The sequence below is a fragment of the Nocardioides luteus genome (genome assembly GCF_014648595.1).
Lineage (GTDB): Bacteria > Actinomycetota > Actinomycetes > Propionibacteriales > Nocardioidaceae > Nocardioides > Nocardioides luteus.
The window spans coordinates 66,149-82,037 of record NZ_BMRK01000017.1 but is presented as its reverse complement, the minus strand read 5'-3'; the positions used below and the strand labels follow the sequence as shown (position 1 = coordinate 82,037).

Annotated in this window: 15 protein-coding genes and 1 pseudogene; 7 read left to right on the top strand and 9 right to left on the bottom strand. The window is 69.3% G+C overall.

The window, feature by feature from the left end:
* Nucleotides 1-75 precede the first annotated feature (75 nt).
* Complete coding sequence (locus IEY81_RS18835) at nucleotides 76-957, bottom strand: RNA polymerase sigma-70 factor (protein ID WP_189120031.1); 882 nt, start codon at nucleotides 955-957, stop codon at nucleotides 76-78.
* Nucleotides 954-1,550 (bottom strand): carboxymuconolactone decarboxylase family protein, encoded by a 597-nt coding sequence (locus tag IEY81_RS18830; RefSeq protein WP_189120030.1) that lies wholly within the window; start codon nucleotides 1,548-1,550, stop codon nucleotides 954-956. Before IEY81_RS18830 ends, IEY81_RS18835 begins: the two co-directional genes overlap by 4 nt.
* A gap of 92 nt (nucleotides 1,551-1,642) precedes the next feature.
* Here IEY81_RS18830 and IEY81_RS18825 point away from each other — a divergent pair, with 92 nt between their 5' ends.
* Complete coding sequence (locus IEY81_RS18825; protein ID WP_189120029.1) at nucleotides 1,643-2,386, top strand: NUDIX domain-containing protein; 744 nt, start codon at nucleotides 1,643-1,645, stop codon at nucleotides 2,384-2,386.
* Between the two features lie 72 nt (nucleotides 2,387-2,458).
* Here IEY81_RS18825 and IEY81_RS18820 read toward each other — a convergent pair.
* A pseudogene (locus IEY81_RS18820) lies at nucleotides 2,459-3,283 on the bottom strand (EamA family transporter); the annotation flags it as partial.
* A gap of 36 nt (nucleotides 3,284-3,319) precedes the next feature.
* Between IEY81_RS18820 and IEY81_RS18815 the strand changes: the two are divergent.
* Nucleotides 3,320-4,243, top strand: a complete 924-nt coding sequence (locus tag IEY81_RS18815; RefSeq protein WP_189120028.1) for a LysR family transcriptional regulator — start codon at nucleotides 3,320-3,322, stop codon at nucleotides 4,241-4,243.
* Here the strand turns inward: IEY81_RS18815 and IEY81_RS18810 are convergent.
* The 4 genes from IEY81_RS18810 to IEY81_RS18795 all read right to left on the bottom strand — a co-directional run bounded on the left by IEY81_RS18810 (nucleotide 4,216) and on the right by IEY81_RS18795 (nucleotide 8,101).
* Nucleotides 4,216-5,181, bottom strand: coding sequence for a co-chaperone YbbN (locus IEY81_RS18810; protein ID WP_189120027.1), 966 nt, complete (start codon nucleotides 5,179-5,181; stop codon nucleotides 4,216-4,218). The two genes, IEY81_RS18815 and IEY81_RS18810, sit on opposite strands and share 28 nt — an antisense overlap.
* A gap of 50 nt (nucleotides 5,182-5,231) precedes the next feature.
* On the bottom strand, nucleotides 5,232-5,738 hold the full coding sequence (locus IEY81_RS18805) for a PH domain-containing protein (protein WP_189120026.1): 507 nt from the start codon (nucleotides 5,736-5,738) through the stop codon (nucleotides 5,232-5,234).
* Between the two features lie 205 nt (nucleotides 5,739-5,943).
* Nucleotides 5,944-6,927, bottom strand: coding sequence for a methylmalonyl Co-A mutase-associated GTPase MeaB (gene meaB, locus IEY81_RS18800; protein ID WP_189120025.1), 984 nt, complete (start codon nucleotides 6,925-6,927; stop codon nucleotides 5,944-5,946).
* Nucleotides 6,911-8,101, bottom strand: a complete 1,191-nt coding sequence (locus tag IEY81_RS18795; RefSeq protein WP_189120024.1) for an acetyl-CoA C-acetyltransferase — start codon at nucleotides 8,099-8,101, stop codon at nucleotides 6,911-6,913. Before IEY81_RS18795 ends, meaB begins: the two co-directional genes overlap by 17 nt.
* A 142-nt stretch (nucleotides 8,102-8,243) precedes the next feature.
* Between IEY81_RS18795 and mce the strand changes: the two genes are divergently transcribed.
* The 4 genes from mce (at nucleotide 8,244) to IEY81_RS18775 (ending at nucleotide 12,926) form a co-directional block, all read left to right on the top strand.
* Nucleotides 8,244-8,702, top strand: a complete 459-nt coding sequence (gene mce, locus IEY81_RS18790) for a methylmalonyl-CoA epimerase (protein WP_189120023.1) — start codon at nucleotides 8,244-8,246, stop codon at nucleotides 8,700-8,702.
* 144 nt (nucleotides 8,703-8,846) lie between these two features.
* Complete coding sequence (gene ccrA, locus IEY81_RS18785) at nucleotides 8,847-10,187, top strand: crotonyl-CoA carboxylase/reductase (protein WP_189120022.1); 1,341 nt, start codon at nucleotides 8,847-8,849, stop codon at nucleotides 10,185-10,187.
* A 319-nt stretch (nucleotides 10,188-10,506) separates the two neighbouring features.
* Nucleotides 10,507-11,697 carry a flotillin family protein gene (locus IEY81_RS18780; RefSeq protein ID WP_189120021.1) on the top strand — a complete coding sequence of 397 codons (1,191 nt, stop codon included), beginning with the start codon at nucleotides 10,507-10,509 and terminating at the stop codon, nucleotides 11,695-11,697.
* Entirely contained in the window at nucleotides 11,694-12,926 is a 1,233-nt protein-coding gene (locus IEY81_RS18775; RefSeq protein WP_189120020.1) for an AI-2E family transporter, read from the top strand. Before IEY81_RS18780 ends, IEY81_RS18775 begins: the two co-directional genes overlap by 4 nt.
* Nucleotides 12,927-12,983: 57 nt before the next feature.
* Here the strand turns inward: IEY81_RS18775 and IEY81_RS18770 are convergent, their stop codons facing one another.
* Complete coding sequence (locus IEY81_RS18770) at nucleotides 12,984-13,946, bottom strand: EamA family transporter (protein WP_189120019.1); 963 nt, start codon at nucleotides 13,944-13,946, stop codon at nucleotides 12,984-12,986.
* A 38-nt stretch (nucleotides 13,947-13,984) separates the two neighbouring features.
* Here IEY81_RS18770 and IEY81_RS18765 point away from each other — a divergent pair, with 38 nt between their 5' ends.
* A complete protein-coding gene (locus tag IEY81_RS18765) occupies nucleotides 13,985-14,536 on the top strand; it encodes a CGNR zinc finger domain-containing protein (protein ID WP_189120018.1) in 552 nt (183 codons plus the stop codon).
* Here the strand turns inward: IEY81_RS18765 and IEY81_RS18760 are convergent.
* Nucleotides 14,518-15,804 carry an ArsB/NhaD family transporter gene (locus IEY81_RS18760; RefSeq protein WP_189120017.1) on the bottom strand — a complete coding sequence of 429 codons (1,287 nt, stop codon included), beginning with the start codon at nucleotides 15,802-15,804 and terminating at the stop codon, nucleotides 14,518-14,520. The two genes, IEY81_RS18765 and IEY81_RS18760, sit on opposite strands and share 19 nt — an antisense overlap.
* Nucleotides 15,805-15,889: the final 85 nt, after the last annotated feature.

The following is a 15,889-nucleotide window of genomic DNA, read 5'->3' as shown; positions in this document are numbered from 1 at the left end:
GCAAACGCGCCGACTCGACGACTCCCAGCGAGACAGACGCGCCGACTCGGCGAATCACGGGGCAGACGCGCCGAGTCAGCGTTCGAGGTGGACCTGTTCGGCCACGCCGCTGAGCTTGGAGGGGTTGCGGACGTAGTAGAGGCCGGTGACGAGGCCGTCCTCGACGTGCAGGGTGACGACGCCGTCGACCTCCTCATCGAAGTAGAGGAGCATGCCCGGGGCGCTGTTGACCTCGGTGAGCTCGAAGCGCGGGATGCCATACTTCGTCGCCAGGCCGGCGAAGAACCGCAGCACCTTGTCGGCGCCGTGGATCGGGTTGCGGGCGGCCTGCACCACTCCCCCGCCGTCGGAGAAGAGCACGACGTCGGGCGCGAGCACGTCCAGCAGCGACTGCAGGTCACCGCCGGTCGCGGCGTCACGGAACCGCTCGAGCGCGTGCCGTGCCTCGGCCGCGGAGACCGACTCCCGGGGCCGGCGCTCGGCGACGTGGTCGCGCGCCCGGTGGGCGATCTGACGCACCGCGGCCGGCGACTTGTCGACAGCCGCCGCGATCTCGTCGTAACCGAGCGCGAAGACCTCGCGCAGCACGAAGACCGCCCGCTCGGTCGGCGACAGCGTCTCCAGCACGAGCAGCACCGCGGTCGAGAGCGAGTCGGCGAGCTCGGCGTCCTCGGCGACGTCCGGCGCGGTCAGCAGCGGCTCGGGCAGCCACGGCCCGACGTAGGTCTCCTTGCGACGCGACAGCGTCCGGATGCGGTTGAGTGCGAGGCGGGTGGTGATCCGGACGAGATAGGCGCGGTGGTCGCGGACCTCCTCCAGCGGTACGTCGGCCCAGCGCAGCCAGGTCTCCTGGAGCACGTCCTCGGCGTCGGCGGCCGAGCCGAGCATCTCGTAGGCGACGGTGAAGAGGAGGTTGCGGTGGGCGACGAAGACCTCGGTGGTGGCGTCGTCGCTCATGCCTGCGACCCTACCGACGAATCAGCCGGCGCCGGAGCCAGCGGCACCTCACAGACGTCGGAGTAGCCCTGGCTCTGCAGCCCGGCAGCGGAGTTGAACCGTGAGCGCATGTTCTCCAGCGCGATCATCTGGGTCAGCTCGACCATCGCCTCGGTGCCGAGCTCGGCGAGCAGGGCCGCGACCATCTCGTCGGTGACGGTCATCGGGGTGGACGACATCGCCTCGGCGTACTCGATGACCTTGCGCTCCGTCTCGTCGAAGACATCGGAGGTGCGCCACACCTGCACCTGGCTGATCTTCGCCAGATCGAGGTCCTCGTTGCGGGCCAGGTAGTAGCCGAAGTCGAGGCACCAGCTGCAGCCGATCGTGCTCGCGGCGGCGAGCTCGGCCAGGGACTTGTACGTCGGGTCGAGCGCCTTCCATCTGCCGACCTTCGCCTCGAAGCCCATCACCGCCCGCAGGAGCGGCTTGTGGTGGAAGTAGACGTAGCCGACATCGGGGACCTCGCCGTACATCTTCTTGCTGACCCGCCTCACCGCCGCTCCGTAGAGACCGGTCAGCTCTGCCTTCGGGATCCTGAACGTGCTGGGCATCCTCGCCCTCCTGTGTCGTCTCGAGCGTCTCGTCACCATCCAGACACCGGCAGTCACCGAGTTGTGACAGCTCGGCTCGCTAGGGTTGGAGCGTGAGCGAGCCAGAGACGACGACCGTTGCCGAGGGCGTGGCCCGGATCGAGTGGGCCGCGGGCGAGGCCGTCGACGTCGTACGCCGCGAGGTGGCCGCCGCGCTCCTCACCCATCACCGGGTGGAGGCGCTGGTCGACCCCGACGACGTGACCGAGCAGCGGACGGCGACCTGGTCCGGGCTCCACCGGGAGGGCCTGCTGCGCGGTGTGGCCGGCGGCAAGGACCGGATGCTCTACGCCCGGGTCGCGAGCGATGCTCCGGTGGAGGCGCCGGAGGGCTTCCGTGCGCTGCTCAACTCGTTCCTCCCGCGCAAGCGCGCGATCGGGCAGATGCTGGTGCGCGACGACGCGGAGCGCGTGCTGATGTGTCAGCTGACCTACAAGAAGGACTGGGACCTGCCCGGCGGCATCGTCGAGGTCGGCGAGTCGCCGCAGCTGGCCACCGTCCGCGAGATCGAGGAGGAGCTCTCGCTCGTCATCCCGGCCGGCGACCTGCTGCTCACCGACTGGTTGCCGCCGTGGGGCGGCTGGGACGACGCCGTCTGCCTGGTCTTCGACGGTGGCGTCCAGGCGCCGACGATCCTCGAGCAGGCCACCCTGCAGCCGCGCGAGATCCGCTCAGTGGCGTTCTGCACCATCGACGAGGTCCGGGAGCGGGCCGCCGACTTCACCACCCGCCGCGTCGAGGCCGCTCTGGCCGCGCTGCGGGGCGGCCCTGGCTACACCGAGTCGGGGCGCTCGTAGCACTCCCTGCGCGACCAGCGCTCCCACGACGAGGAGCGCGCCGCCGGTGAGCTCACCCGCGCTCGGCACCTCACCGAGCAGCAGCCACGCGGAGCCGATAGCGACCGGTGGCACCAGCAGGATCCACGGCACCACCGAGGACGCCGGGTGCCGCGCGAGCAGCGAGTTGAAGATCCCGTAGCCGACGAACGAGGCCAGCACCACCGTGTAGGCCGTGGAGACGAGCGCCTCCCACCCGAAGGCCGCCACCCCGTCGCGTACGCCGTCGGGGCCGTCGATCACCAGCGACAGCGCCAGCAGCGGAAGCGGCACGACCAGCGCCGACCAGACCGTCAGCCCGAGGCCACCGGGCACCTTCGCGGCTCGGGAGATCACGTTGCCGATCGCCCACGACAGCGCGGCGAGGAGGCAGAGGAGGAGCGCGACGGCGGGTACGTGGCCGCCCCGGCCGAGCGCCACCACGACCAGGCCGACGGCGCCGGCGAGCACCCCGGCCACCTGCATCGGGCTCGGACGCTCCCGGAGCACACCGGCCGCGATCACGATGGTGAGCACGACCTGCGCCTGGAGCACGAGCCCGGCGAGCCCGGGCGGCATCCCCGCGGCCATGCCGGTGTAGAGCAGCCCGAACTGGCCCATGCTCATGAAGACCCCGACCGCCACGATCACCCGCCAGGGAGCCTCCGGGCGCGGGAGCAGGAAGACCGCCGGGAACGCGACCAGGACGAACCGCGCCGCGAGCAGCAACAACGGCGGCACCGAGTGACCCTCGCGCGGCTCGAGTCCCCAGTCGATGACGATGAAGTTGAAGCCCCACAGGACGGCGACGAGCACGGCGAGCAACGAGTCACGGCGGTTCACACCTCCAGGATGAAGGCAAAGACGATGAAGCACCATCGAATGCTTCTTCACCAAATGACGTAGCATTTCTTCATGATCGATCTCGCCGCACTGGTCGCCCTGCGCACCGTGGACACCCATGGCTCCGTCGTCGCGGCCGCCGACGCCCTGGGCTTCACCCCCAGCGCGGTGTCACAGCAGGTCAAGCGGCTCGAGCGACAGGTCGGCGTACCTCTCCTCGAGCGGATCGGGCGCGGCGTGGTGCTCACCCACGCCGGACGCCACCTGGTCGAGGAGGGCTCGCGCCTGATCGCCGACATGGAGTCGCTGGAGGCCGGCCTGCACGAGCAGGCCACGACCGTGGCCGGGCGGTTGCGGCTGACCGCCTTCTCCACCGCGATGCGTGGCCTGATCGCGCCGGTCGCAGGCAGGCTCCGCGCCGCCCATCCCGACCTGACGCTCACGCTCTCCGAGCGCGAGCCGTGGGACACCGTCGACCTCGTGGCCACCGGCCACAGCGAGATCGGGGTGGTGCACTCCTGGGGCGACGTGCCCCTCTCGATCCCCGACCACCTCGTCACCACCGAGCTCCACCGCGACGTCGCCGACGTGATCGCCCATTGCGATCATCCGCTCGCGCAGCTGGCCAAGGTCACGCCGCACGACCTCGTCGCCGAGGACTGGATCGCGACCCCGGACGGCACCATCTGTCGCCAGTGGCTCAACCGGATGTACGCCGGCACCGGCCATCTGCCGCGGATCGCGCACGTCTCGGCGGAGTTCGACAGCCACCTGGCGCTGGTGCGCGCCGGTCTCGGGATCGCGCTCGTCCCCCGGCTCGGGCGGGCCGAGCTGGGTGAGGACCTGGTCGCGATCCGTGTCGTCGACCCGGTCCCCACCCGGGAGATCCTCGCGCTGCACCGGCGCACGATGGCCGCCTCACCGGCGGTCGGCGCGGTGGTCTCCGCTCTGGTCGAGGCCAGCGCGGATCAGAACAGCGCGGAGGCCAGCGACTGACGACCCTTGAGCACCCGCTCGTCGTCGTTGCCGACCGCGGCGAAGAGACCCAGCAGGTGCTCGCGGGCCTTGTTGCGCTCGTCGCCGGAGGTACGCCTGACCAGCTCGATCAGCCGGAGGAAGGAGTCCTCCACGTGGCCACCGAGCAGGTCGAGGTCGGCGACCATGGTCTGCTTCTCGACGTCGTCGGGAGCGTCCGCGGCGGCGGCACGCGCGGCGTTGAGGTCGACCCCCTGCGTACGCTGCAGGACCTTGGCCATCGCCAGCCCGGCGGCGGCCTCGGAGTCGGCGGGGTTGGAGGCGATCAGCTTCTCGTACTCGGCCACGGCCGCGTCGATGTCACCGCGCTCCAGCGCGTCCTGGGCGGGGGCGTAACGCGGGTCCATCGCCGGCTCGGCGCCCTCCTCGCTCGCGGCGGCGCCACCGATGGCGTTGGGCTTGTGGCGACCGCCGATGCCCTGGGTGGTGAGCTGCTGGCCGAGCTGCTGGAAGACCGTGCGCAGCTCCTCGAGGCCGAGCGCGCCCGGGATCGGCTGAGTGACCGGCCGGCCGTCGAGCAGGATGTAGAGGAGCGGGACCTGCGGCACCTGGAGCGCCTGCGCGATCTGCGGGTTCTTGTCGATGTCGACCAGGCCGACCAGGAAGCGCCCGTCGTACTCCTCCACGACCGTCGAGACGTCGCGCGCGTAGGTGACGCTCTCGGGAGCACGGGAGGCGGAGTAGAAGACGAGGACGACCGGAGCGGTCATCGACGCCTCGAGGACCGACTGGAAGATCTGCTCGTCGATCTCGACGGTGTAGGAGCCGAGGCTCTGGCTCTGCCCCTGGGCGGGCGCCGCATCGGCCGGAGCGCCGAAGGGGGCGTTCTGGGCGGGAGGGGTGCTGGCGAGCCCGGAGAGGTCGACGGCTCCGGGACGGGAGAACGGCTGCTGCGTCATGCCCTCAATCCTAGGAGCAGACTCCAGCGCCGCGGCCACCCGCCGCGGGTTTATCCGACGCTGCCGCGCAGACCGGCGCGCTGGACGACGCGCTGGATGGTGAGGTCACGCTCGGTCGGCCGACCGACGAAGTGGATGTCGTTCAGGCCCTGCTCCTGCGCGGCCGACTCGAAGACGAAGTGGCCGTAGTTGAGCATCTGGCCCCAGAACGACTGCTTGACCGTGATGTCGAGGACTCGCGCGAGCGGCATCGTCGCCAGCTCGCTGGAGAGGACGCCGTGGATGCGGAAGATGCGCATGTTGGTGACCACGAACCGGTCGCGGCTGACCACCAGCGACCGCCAGAAGGCATGCCCGACCAGCCCGAACGCACCCAGCACCAGGATCCAGGCGACGTTCATGTCGATCGTCGCCGCGACGATCATCAGCGCGAGCCCGAGGATCGCCTCCGCCACCGGCCGGATGTAGGAGACCCAGTGGTGGGTCACCTCGTCGACGACGACCTCACCTTCGTCACGCAGAAGGTGCTTGGAGATGTCGACACCGAAGAGGTTCACACCCACAACGATAGTGACTTCTCCGAGCGGGAGTCGACAGAACAAGCCGTACGCCGGGACAACACCCACCCCGAGAAGTCAGAAATCGACGCCGATACGTCGATTATCGACGTCGAGGGGTCAGTTATCGACGTCGAGAGGTCAACGCCCGGCGTACGTCCTGCCATTCGCCGTCGATTTCTGACGTCTCGGCGTCGAATTTCGACTACTCGGCGTCGGATTTCGACTTTTCGGCGAGGAGGGTGTCGGCGGCCTTGTAGGGGTCCTTCTTGCCTTGGACCACTTCTGCGGCGAGGGTGTCGAGGTCGACGGTGGAGTCGACGGTGGTCCACCTGGCGCGGAGGGTCTCGACGGCGATGGCCTCGACCTCGGCGCGGGCCCGTCGGGTACGCCGCGCCTCGAGCGTGCCGCTGGAGCGCAGCCAGGCGGCGTGCTCGTCGAGGGCGGTGACGACCTCGGGCATGCCCTTGCCGGACTGGGCGACGGCGGCGAGCACCGGCGGCGTCCAGGCGCCTTCGGGGCGGTCGGTCAGCCGGAGCATGCCGCGCAGGTCGCGCTGGACCTTGGTGGCACCCTCCCGGTCGGCCTTGTTGACGACGTAGAGGTCACCGATCTCCAGGATGCCGGCCTTGGCGGCCTGGATGCCGTCACCCATCCCGGGCGCGAGCAGCACCACGGTGGTGTCGGCGAGCCCGGCGATCTCGACCTCGGACTGACCGACGCCGACGGTCTCGACCAGCACGACGTCGAAGCCGGCCGCGTCGAGCACCCGGATCGCCTGCGGCGCCGACCAGGCGAGCCCGCCCAGGTGGCCGCGGGAGGCCATCGAGCGGATGAAGACGCCGGGGTCGGTGGCGTGGTCGGTCATCCGGATCCGGTCACCGAGAAGCGCGCCACCGGAGAACGGGGAGGACGGGTCGACCGCCAGCACCGCGACGGTGCGTCCCGCCGCGCGCAGCTCGCGGACGAGCGCCGAGGTGGTGGTCGACTTCCCGACGCCGGGGGCGCCGGTGAGGCCGACGATCTGGGCGTGCCCGCCATGGGGAGCGAGCGCGGCCATCACCTCACGGAGCCGCTCTCCCCCACCGACGGGAGCGTTCTCGACGTACGACACCAGCCGCGCGACCGCCCGGGGCTCACCGCCCCGGGCGCGCGCGACCAGGTCGGACGTGTCAGGCGTTCGGGACACGCACGATCAGCGCGTCGCCCTGACCGCCACCGCCGCAGAGCGCGGCGGCACCGGTGCCACCGCCGCGGCGCTTGAGCTCGTGCGCCAGGGTGAGCACGATCCGGGCGCCGGAGCAGCCCAGCGGGTGACCGATCGCGATCGCGCCACCGTTGACGTTGACCTTCTCCTCCGGGATGCCGAGCGCGGCAGCCGACTCCAGGCCGACCGCGGCGAAGGCCTCGTTGAACTCGACCAGGTCGAGGTCGTCGGCGGAGATGCCCTCCTTCTCCAGCGCCTTGGCGGTGGCGTTGGCCGGCTGCAGCTGCAGCGTGGAGTCGGGGCCGGCGACCATGCCGTGAGCACCGATCTCGGCGAGCCACTCCAGGCCGAGCTCCTCGGCCTTGGCCTTCGACATCACCACGACGGCGGCCGCGCCGTCGGAGATCTGCGAGGAGGAGCCGGCGGTGATGGTGCCGGACTTGGAGAACGCCGGGCGGAGCTTGGCGAGCGACTCGACGGTGGTGTCGCCGCGTACGCCCTCGTCGGCGGAGACGACGATCGGGTCGCCCTTGCGCTGCGGGATCGTCACCGGGACGATCTCGTCGTCGAAGGTGCCGTTCTTCTGCGCGGCGGCGGCCAGCTGGTGCGAGCGCGCGGAGAAGGCGTCCTGCTCCTCGCGGGAGAGGCCCTTGTCGCGGTCGGCGTTGACGGCCTCGGTCAGGGCGCCCATCGCCTGGGCGGTCGCCTGGTCGTAGAGGGCGTCGTAGGCCATCGAGTCGACGAGCGCGGTGTCGCCGTACTTGAAGCCCTCACGCGACTTCGGCAGCAGGTGGGGAGCCTGGGTCATCGACTCCATGCCGCCGGCGACCACGATCTCGGCCTCGCCCGCGGTGATCAGCTGCGAGGCGGTGGCGATCGCGTTGAGGCCGGAGAGGCAGACCTTGTTGATCGTGATGCTCGGGATGCTGGCCGGCAGTCCGGCGGCCAGACCGGCGGTGCGGGCCGGGTTCTGGCCGGCGCCGGCCTGGAGCACCTGGCCCATGATCAGGTAGTCGACCTTGTCGGCGGAGACGCCGGACTTCTCCAGCGCGCCCTTGATGGCGACGGCACCGAGGTCGGCGGCGCTGAGGCCCTTGAATGCGCCGAGAAGGCGGCCGATCGGCGTGCGCGCCCCGGCGACGATGACGTTGGACATGGGTCCTCCAAGAAGTTGTGGTGCTGATCCGCCTCCGAGGTTACTTATTAGTAACCTCAGTGGGAAGAGTGCTGACAGCCGTCGGGTGTGGCTGTCATCACACATTGTGCCCGTTGGCCCCGACCTGAAGGAGAGTAGGCCCATGACTTCCACCGAGACCAGCGCCGAGATCCCCTCGCACCTGTTCACCCAGATCGACCACGTAGGCCTCGCCGTCGCCGACCTGGACGCCGCGATCGACTTCTACGAGAAGACCTTCGGCATGAAGCTCGCCCACCGTGAGACGAACGAGGAGCAGGGCGTCGAAGAGGCGATGATCGCCATCGGCGATTCCGACAACAAGCTCCAGCTGCTCGCGCCGCTGAACGAGAACAGCACCATCGCCAAGTTCCTCGACCGCAACGGCCCGGGCATGCAGCAGCTCGCCTACCGAGTCACCGACGTGGAGAAGGTCTCCGTGATCCTCCGGGAGCGCGGCGTACGTCTCCTCTACGACGCGCCGCGACGCGGCACCGCCGACTCCCGGATCAACTTCATCCACCCCAAGGACGCCGGCGGCGTCCTGGTCGAGCTCGTCGAGCCGGCCGTGACGCCCCACTGAACCACTCAGCCCACCCAGCCCGTCTCGCCACATGAACGATCCAAGAGTCGTGTGTCACATCAGGCTGGATATTGGGGTTACTCATCAGTAATGTCCAGCAAATAGAGTCAACCGCGACCCCTACGAACGACGCAGGAGCCGACCATGCAGAACATCCTCGACGCGATCCTCGCCGGCGATACGCCCGGCGAGGAGTTTGCAAACCTCGAGATCCCCGACCACTACCGTGCCGCAACCGTCCACAAGGACGAGGTCGACATGTTCGAGGGCGTCGCGACCAAGGAGAAGGACCCGCGCAAGTCCCTCCACGTCGAGGACGTAGCCCTTCCCGAGCTCGGCCCCGGCGAGGCCTTCGTCGCGGTGATGGCCTCGGCGATCAACTACAACACCGTGTGGACCTCGATCTTCGAGCCCGTCTCCACCTTCGGGTTCCTGGAGCGCTACGGCCGTGAGTCCGACCTCGGCGCCCGCCACAACCTCGACTACCATGTCGTCGGCTCCGACCTGTCCGGCGTCGTGCTGGCCGTGGGCGCCGGTGTGACCAAGTGGAAGCCGGGCGACCGCGTCGTGGCCCACTGCCTCAGTGTCGAGCTCGAGGCCCCCGACGGCCACAACGACACGATGATGGACCCGAGCCAGCGCATCTGGGGCTTCGAGACCAACTTCGGCGGTCTCGCCGACGTGGCGATGGTCAAGGCCAACCAGCTGATGCCGAAGCCGGAGCACCTCACCTGGGAGGAGGCCGCCTCCCCCGGCCTGGTCAACTGCACCGCCTACCGCCAGCTCGTCTCCGCCAACGGCGGCAACATGAAGCAGGGCGACAACGTCCTCATCTGGGGCGCGTCCGGCGGCCTCGGCGGCTTCGCGACGCAGTACGCCCTCAACGGCGGCGCCAACCCGATCTGTGTCGTCTCCAACGAGGAGAAGGCCAAGATCGTGCGCAACATGGGCGCCGAGATGGTGATCAACCGCTCCGAGATGGACTTCAAGTTCTGGAACGAGGACGGCACCAAGCAGAACCCGAAGGAGTGGCTGCGCCTCGGCAAGGCCATCCGCGAGCTCACCGGCGGCGAGGACATCGACATCGTCTTCGAGCACCCGGGCCGCGAGACCTTCGGCGCCAGCGTGTTCGTCACCCGCAAGGGCGGCACCATCACCACCTGCGCGTCGACCTCGGGCTACATGCACGAGTACGACAACCGCTACCTGTGGATGAACCTCAAGAAGATCATCTCCAGCCACTTCGCGAACTACCGCGAGTCGTGGGAGGCCAACCGTCTCATCTCGCAGGGCAAGATCCACCCGACGCTCTCGCGGACCTACACCCTCGAGGACGTCGGCCAGGCCGCTCTCGACGTCCACCACAACAAGCACCAGGGCAAGGTCGGCGTGCTCTGTCTGGCGCCTGAGGAGGGCCTCGGCGTCCTCGACGAGGAGAAGCGCGCGGCGCACATCGACAAGATCAACCTCTTCCGGGGGATCTGAGACATGTAGTCTCGGTAAATAGATCTCGTTTGAGACTCGATTCACGGCCGGTCTCCCCTTGCGCGAGGGGCGACCGGCCGTAGTCTTGCCCTTTGGGAGCAGAGGCAGCTCGTAGACGACCTACAGTGTGAGGAATCCGCCACAAATGACGAATGAGGGACTGTCCATCTTCAACGAGGCTTCAGAGCCTCGGAAGAAGCCCGAGCAGGACTCGACGGAGACACAGGTCCTTCCCCGAGTCCCCGGCGCTTCCGGATCGCCCAGCTCCGGCCACAACTCCCCACCACCGGCTCCAGGCTCCCTCCCAGCCTTCCCGGTCGTGCGGCGCGGTGGATACGACCCCGGCACGGTCAACGCGCGGGTCCAGCAGCTTCTCCAGGCCAACGGCCAGGGCCAGACCGCCCTGCGCAACGCCCAACGACGCATCGCCGAGCTCGAGCGCAAGGTCAACGAGCTCAAGGTCGCCGCCGCCCAGGGCAGCGAGGCCCCCTCCTACGCCTCCCTCGGTGGTCGCGCGAGCGCGATGCTCCGCCTGGCCGAGGAAGAGGCCGCAGCGGTCAAGGAGGCCGCCGAGAAGGAGGCCGCGGTCATCCGCGAGGCCGCCCAGCGTGAGGCCGCCGCGACCAAGGCGTCCGCCCAGCGGGACATCGAGTCGCTGCGTACGACTCACTACAAGGAGATCGACGACCACCGCGAGAAGGTGACCTCGGAGGTCCAGCAGGCCCGCAAGATGGTGCAGGCCGAGAGCGACGAGCTCCTCGCCGCCGCCAAGCGCGAGGCCGACCAGATCCGGCTCGCCGTGCAGCAGGAGGTCACCCAGCTGCGTACGTCGACCCAGCGTGAGGTCGAGAAGGCCCGCGCCGGCGCCGACCGCGAGGTCCAGGAGGCCCGCCGGATGCTCGCCGTCGAGCGCGAGCGTCTCGCCCGCGAGGCCGCCGACCACCACGACCAGGCGATGGCCGAGACGGCTCGCATCGTGAGCGAGGGCGAGGCCCGCGCGGCCGACGCCGAGGAGCGCGCCCGGGTGGCCGCCCAGCACGTCGCCGACCAGCGCGCCGAGCTGGCCAAGGAGTCCGAGGGCATCATCGCCCGCGCCCGCCGCGACGCCGAGGCGATCCTCTCCAAGGCCCGCGCCGAGGCCGACCACCTCGCCTCCACCGCGACCGTCGAGGCCGAGAAGGGCCACGCGATCATCAAGGCGGAGGTCGACCGGCTCACCAAGCGCCGCGACGCGATCGCCGCTCAGCTCTCCTCGCTCACCGACCTGGTCTCCGGGTTCGGCAAGACCGAGGACCCGGCCGAGCTCGAGGCGCCCAAGCCGGTCGCCGAGGAGGAGGACATCGTCGACGGCGAGCTCGTCGTCGACCAGGTCGAGGAGAGCGTCACCCTCGTCGACGCCGATGAGGACTCCAGCGACGACTACGACGATCTCGACGACTACGACGAGGACGACGAGCCGTCGGAGAAGACCGCCATCCGCGAGCCCGAGACCGTTAAGTCCGAGAGGTGAGCGCCGCCGCTGACGACCGTCCTGGCGACGGTCCGGAGAAGTCTGCCCAGACCGACTCCGCCGACTCCGCCGACGACTCGACGGTCGACAGCGACGCGGCGATCGTCGTCGACGACCCGGAGCCCGAGCGGGCTCCGGACGCGGAGTCCGACGAGGAGCGCGAGCACGTCGAGCGGTACGGCAAGCCAGGGCCGCCGTTCGACCGCCGCTCGCCCTACCTCTTCGGGTTCCTCCTCGGCCTCGGCCTGCTGACGGCCTACGCCGCGGGCAACCTCCTCACCACGATGGGGAGCGTGATCCTGCAGGTGGTGGTCTCGCTGTTCATCGCGGCCGGGATCAACCCGATGGTGGTCTTCCTGCAGAAGCGGGGCTTCGCGAGGCCGTGGGCGGTCCTGACCGTCATCCTCGGGGTGCTGGGCGCGCTCGCGCTCTTCTTCGTCGCCCTGGTGCCGGTGATCAGCGACCAGGTCGCCAAGATCTCGGCCAACGTCCCCGACTGGATCGCCGAGCTGCAGCGCAACCAGCGCGTCCAGCAGTTCAACGAGGAATACCAGATCCTCGACAAGGTGCAGGACTACGTCGCCAGCGGCGACTTCGTCAGCAGCGCCTTCGGTGGTGCGCTCGGTGTCGGTCTGGCCGTCATCAACGTGCTCGTCACGGGCTTCATCGTCATCGTGCTGACGCTCTATTTCATCGCGTCCTACGACAACACCAAGCGCGCCATCTACCGGCTCGCCCCGGCCTCGCGCCGCGACCGGGTCAGCAAGCTCGGCGACCGCGTCTTCGACGGTGTCGGCGGCTACGTCTCCGGCGCCTTCATCGTCGCGCTCTGCGCCGGGCTGTCGACGCTGATCTTCCTCTTCGCGGTCGGCATGGGCGAGTACGCCGTGGCCCTGGCCTTCGTGGTCATGCTCACCGACGTCATCCCGATGATCGGCGCCACGATCGGCGCGGTGATCGTCTGTGCGATCACGTTCGCCACGACCGACCTGAAGACCGGCATCATCGCGGTGGTCTTCTACATCGCCTACCAGCAGTTCGAGAACTACGTCGTCTACCCGCGGGTCATGTCCCGCTCGGTCGACATCCCCGGCGTCGTCACCGTGATCGCGGCCCTCATCGGCGCTTCGCTGCTCGGTGTCGTCGGTGCGCTGCTGGCGATCCCGACCGCGGCCGCCGTCCTGATGCTGATCCGCGAGGTCTTCGTCCGGGCGCAGGACCAGAGATAGCCCTACGCTGACGAAGCGCTGCACGCACCCGGTGCGTGCAGCGCTTCTCGTTCTCCGTCAGGAGACGGTCGTGGACTGCTCTCCTTGCTGGACCGCGATGATGCCGGCCAGGACGACCAGCCCGCCGACGAGCTGGATGATCCCGGGCGCCTCCCCGAGCAGCAGCCACGCGAAGACCACGGCGGAGACGACCTCGAGGAGCCCGACGAAGGAGGCCAGGCGCGATCCGAGGGTGCGGGTGGCGGCGATGCCGGTGGCGTACGCGACCGAGCAGGTCAGCACGCCGAGACCGATCAGCGGCGCCCACCACGGCAGCTGCAGCCCGGCCATGACGACCGAAGAGGTCTCCATCGCGAACGGGATGGCTCCGATCAGGCACAGCAGCGCGAGCAGCACGGTCGCGCCGGTCAGACCGAGCCAGGCCAGCGCCAGCGGCGGCAGGGTCGTGGACGAGTGCGCGTTGAGCACGTAGTAGCCGGCCAGGCCGACGGCGGCGCCCGAGGCCCACAGGATGCCGAGCGGGTGCACGTTGGCGCCGCTGACCAGGTCGAGCACGAGGACGAGACCGCCGATCGCCACCAGCGCGCCCACCGTGGTCAGCCGCGAGGGCCGCTCGCCGTGGCGCAGCCACATCCAGAGCACGACGAGCACGACGCCCATGTACTCCATCAGCAGCGCCGGCCCGACCGCCATCCACTGCACCGCCGAGAAGAACGCGAACTGCGGCACCACGATCGCCAGCAGTGCGTACGCCACCACGATCCGCCAGCTCGCGACGACGCTGCGCCACCGGCCGGAGAGCTGGCGCATCGCGAACGGCGCGAGCACGAGCGCGCCGACGCCGACCCGGAAGATCAGCACACCTCCCGTCGACCAGCCGGTGTCGAAGAGGCCGCGTCCCAGCGGGCCCGAGAGACTGAAGGTGACCGCCGAGACGACTGCCAGAAGGAGCCCGGCAGCCACCAGCGGGGTCTTCTGAACGCCCTGCGGAACCGCCTCGTCATTGGTCAAAGTCGTCATGACACATGACAATCCCACCGGCGCGGTAATGTGTCAACATGGTTTTCACCCATGACACCGAGGTAGGCCTTCAGGCAGCCGCGGCACTCGTGAACACTCTCGCCATCTCCCCCGGCGCGGTCGACGAGCTGGCGACGGTGGCAGCGCTGGACGAGTTCTTCGAGGCGTACGACTACACGGGCCGTCACGACAGCGACCAGGCCGAGCTCGAGGAGGTGCGTGCGCTGCGCGGTCCGCTGCGCGACCTGCTCACCGCCGACCGCGACGAGGCCGTCCGCCTGGCGAACGCCATGCTCGCCGAGCACCGCGCCACGCCCCAGCTCGTCCGCCACACGAACTACGACTGGCACATCCACGCCACCGAGCCGGACGCTCCGCTGGCCACCCGGATCGCCGTGGAGACCGCGATGGCCATGGTCGACGTCATCCGGGCCGACGAGCTGTCCCGGCTCTCGATCTGCGCCGACGAGGGTTGCGAGGGAGTCGTGGTCGATCTCTCTCGCAACCGCTCGAAGCGCTACTGCTCGGCGACCTGCACCAACCGCAACGCGGCGGCCGCCTACCGGGAACGTCAGGCCAGCGCGAAGTAGCGCAGGAAGACGTAGCCCCAGGCCACCGCGAGGGTCACGGCCGTGACGACGAGGCCGTACCTGGTGAACTTCCAGAAGCTGATCGGGTGGCCGGCCTTGGCGGCCAGACCGAGCACCACCACGTTGGCACCGGCGGCGACGGCGGTCGTGTTGCCACCGAGGTCCGCACCGAAGACCAGCGCCCACCACAGCGGGCTGTCGGCGCCCGACGACGAGGTCGCCGCGACCATCTCCTCCACGATCGGCACCATCGCCGCGGTGTAGGGGATGTTGTCGACGAATCCGCCCACGACGGCCGACCCGATCATCAGGCCGGTCACCCCGGCGAGCTCGTTGTCGCCCATCAGGTCCGCGGCGTACGTGCCGAGCGAGCCGATCACGCCGACCTGGACCAGGCCGCCGACCAGCACGAACAGCGCCATGAAGAAGGCCAGGGTCGCCCACTCGACCTCCTCGAGGAACTTCTCGGTCGGGGTCTGGGAGACGACCACCATCAGGCCGGCACCGAGCATCGCGACCATGGACGGGTCCAGGTGGAGCGTGGTGTGCAGACCGAAGGCGAGCATGACCAAGCCCAGGACGGCGAGGCAGCGGTAGAGCAGCCCGCGGTCCGGGATCGCCGAGGCCGGCGGCTCGATCAGGCCGTCCAGGTCGACATGACCCCGCAGGTCGTGACGGAAGAGCAACCGCACCAGCCCGATCAGCACCGCCAGCAGGATCAGGCACGCGGGCAGCGAGTGGACCAGGAAGTCGACGAAGCTCAGGTCGGCGCGGCTGGCGACGATGATGTTCGGCGGGTCGGCGATCAGGGTCGAGGTGCCGCCGACGTTGGCGGCCAGGATGAGCGAGATCAGGTAGGGCATCGGCTTCAGCCCCAGCCGCTCACACACCGACAGCGTGACCGGGGTGACCAGCAGCACCGTGGTCACGTTGTCGAGGATCGGTGAGAGCACCGCGGTGACCAGGATCAGCAGCGTCGCCAGCCGCGCCGGCCGTCCGCCGGAGTGCTTCACCGCCCACAGCGCGAGGTATTCGAAGAGACCCGTCTGTTTCAGCACGCCGACGATGACCATCATGCCGAAGAGCAGGAAGATGACGTCCCAGTCGACTCCGGTCTCATGACTGAAGAAGGCTGATTCTGCGTCGATGATCCCGATCGCCACCATCACACCGACACCGCCGAGAGCGGCTGCTACGCGATGGATACGTTCGGTGGCGATGAGGCCGTAGGTGACGATGAAGATGGCCACGGCTGCGTACACGATCATGCAATGAACTCCATGTAATAGAGCCTCTGTGACTACGCGTCCGTTCCGAATGGGTGCTGTCACCCATAAGTACGCGCCGTGGGGC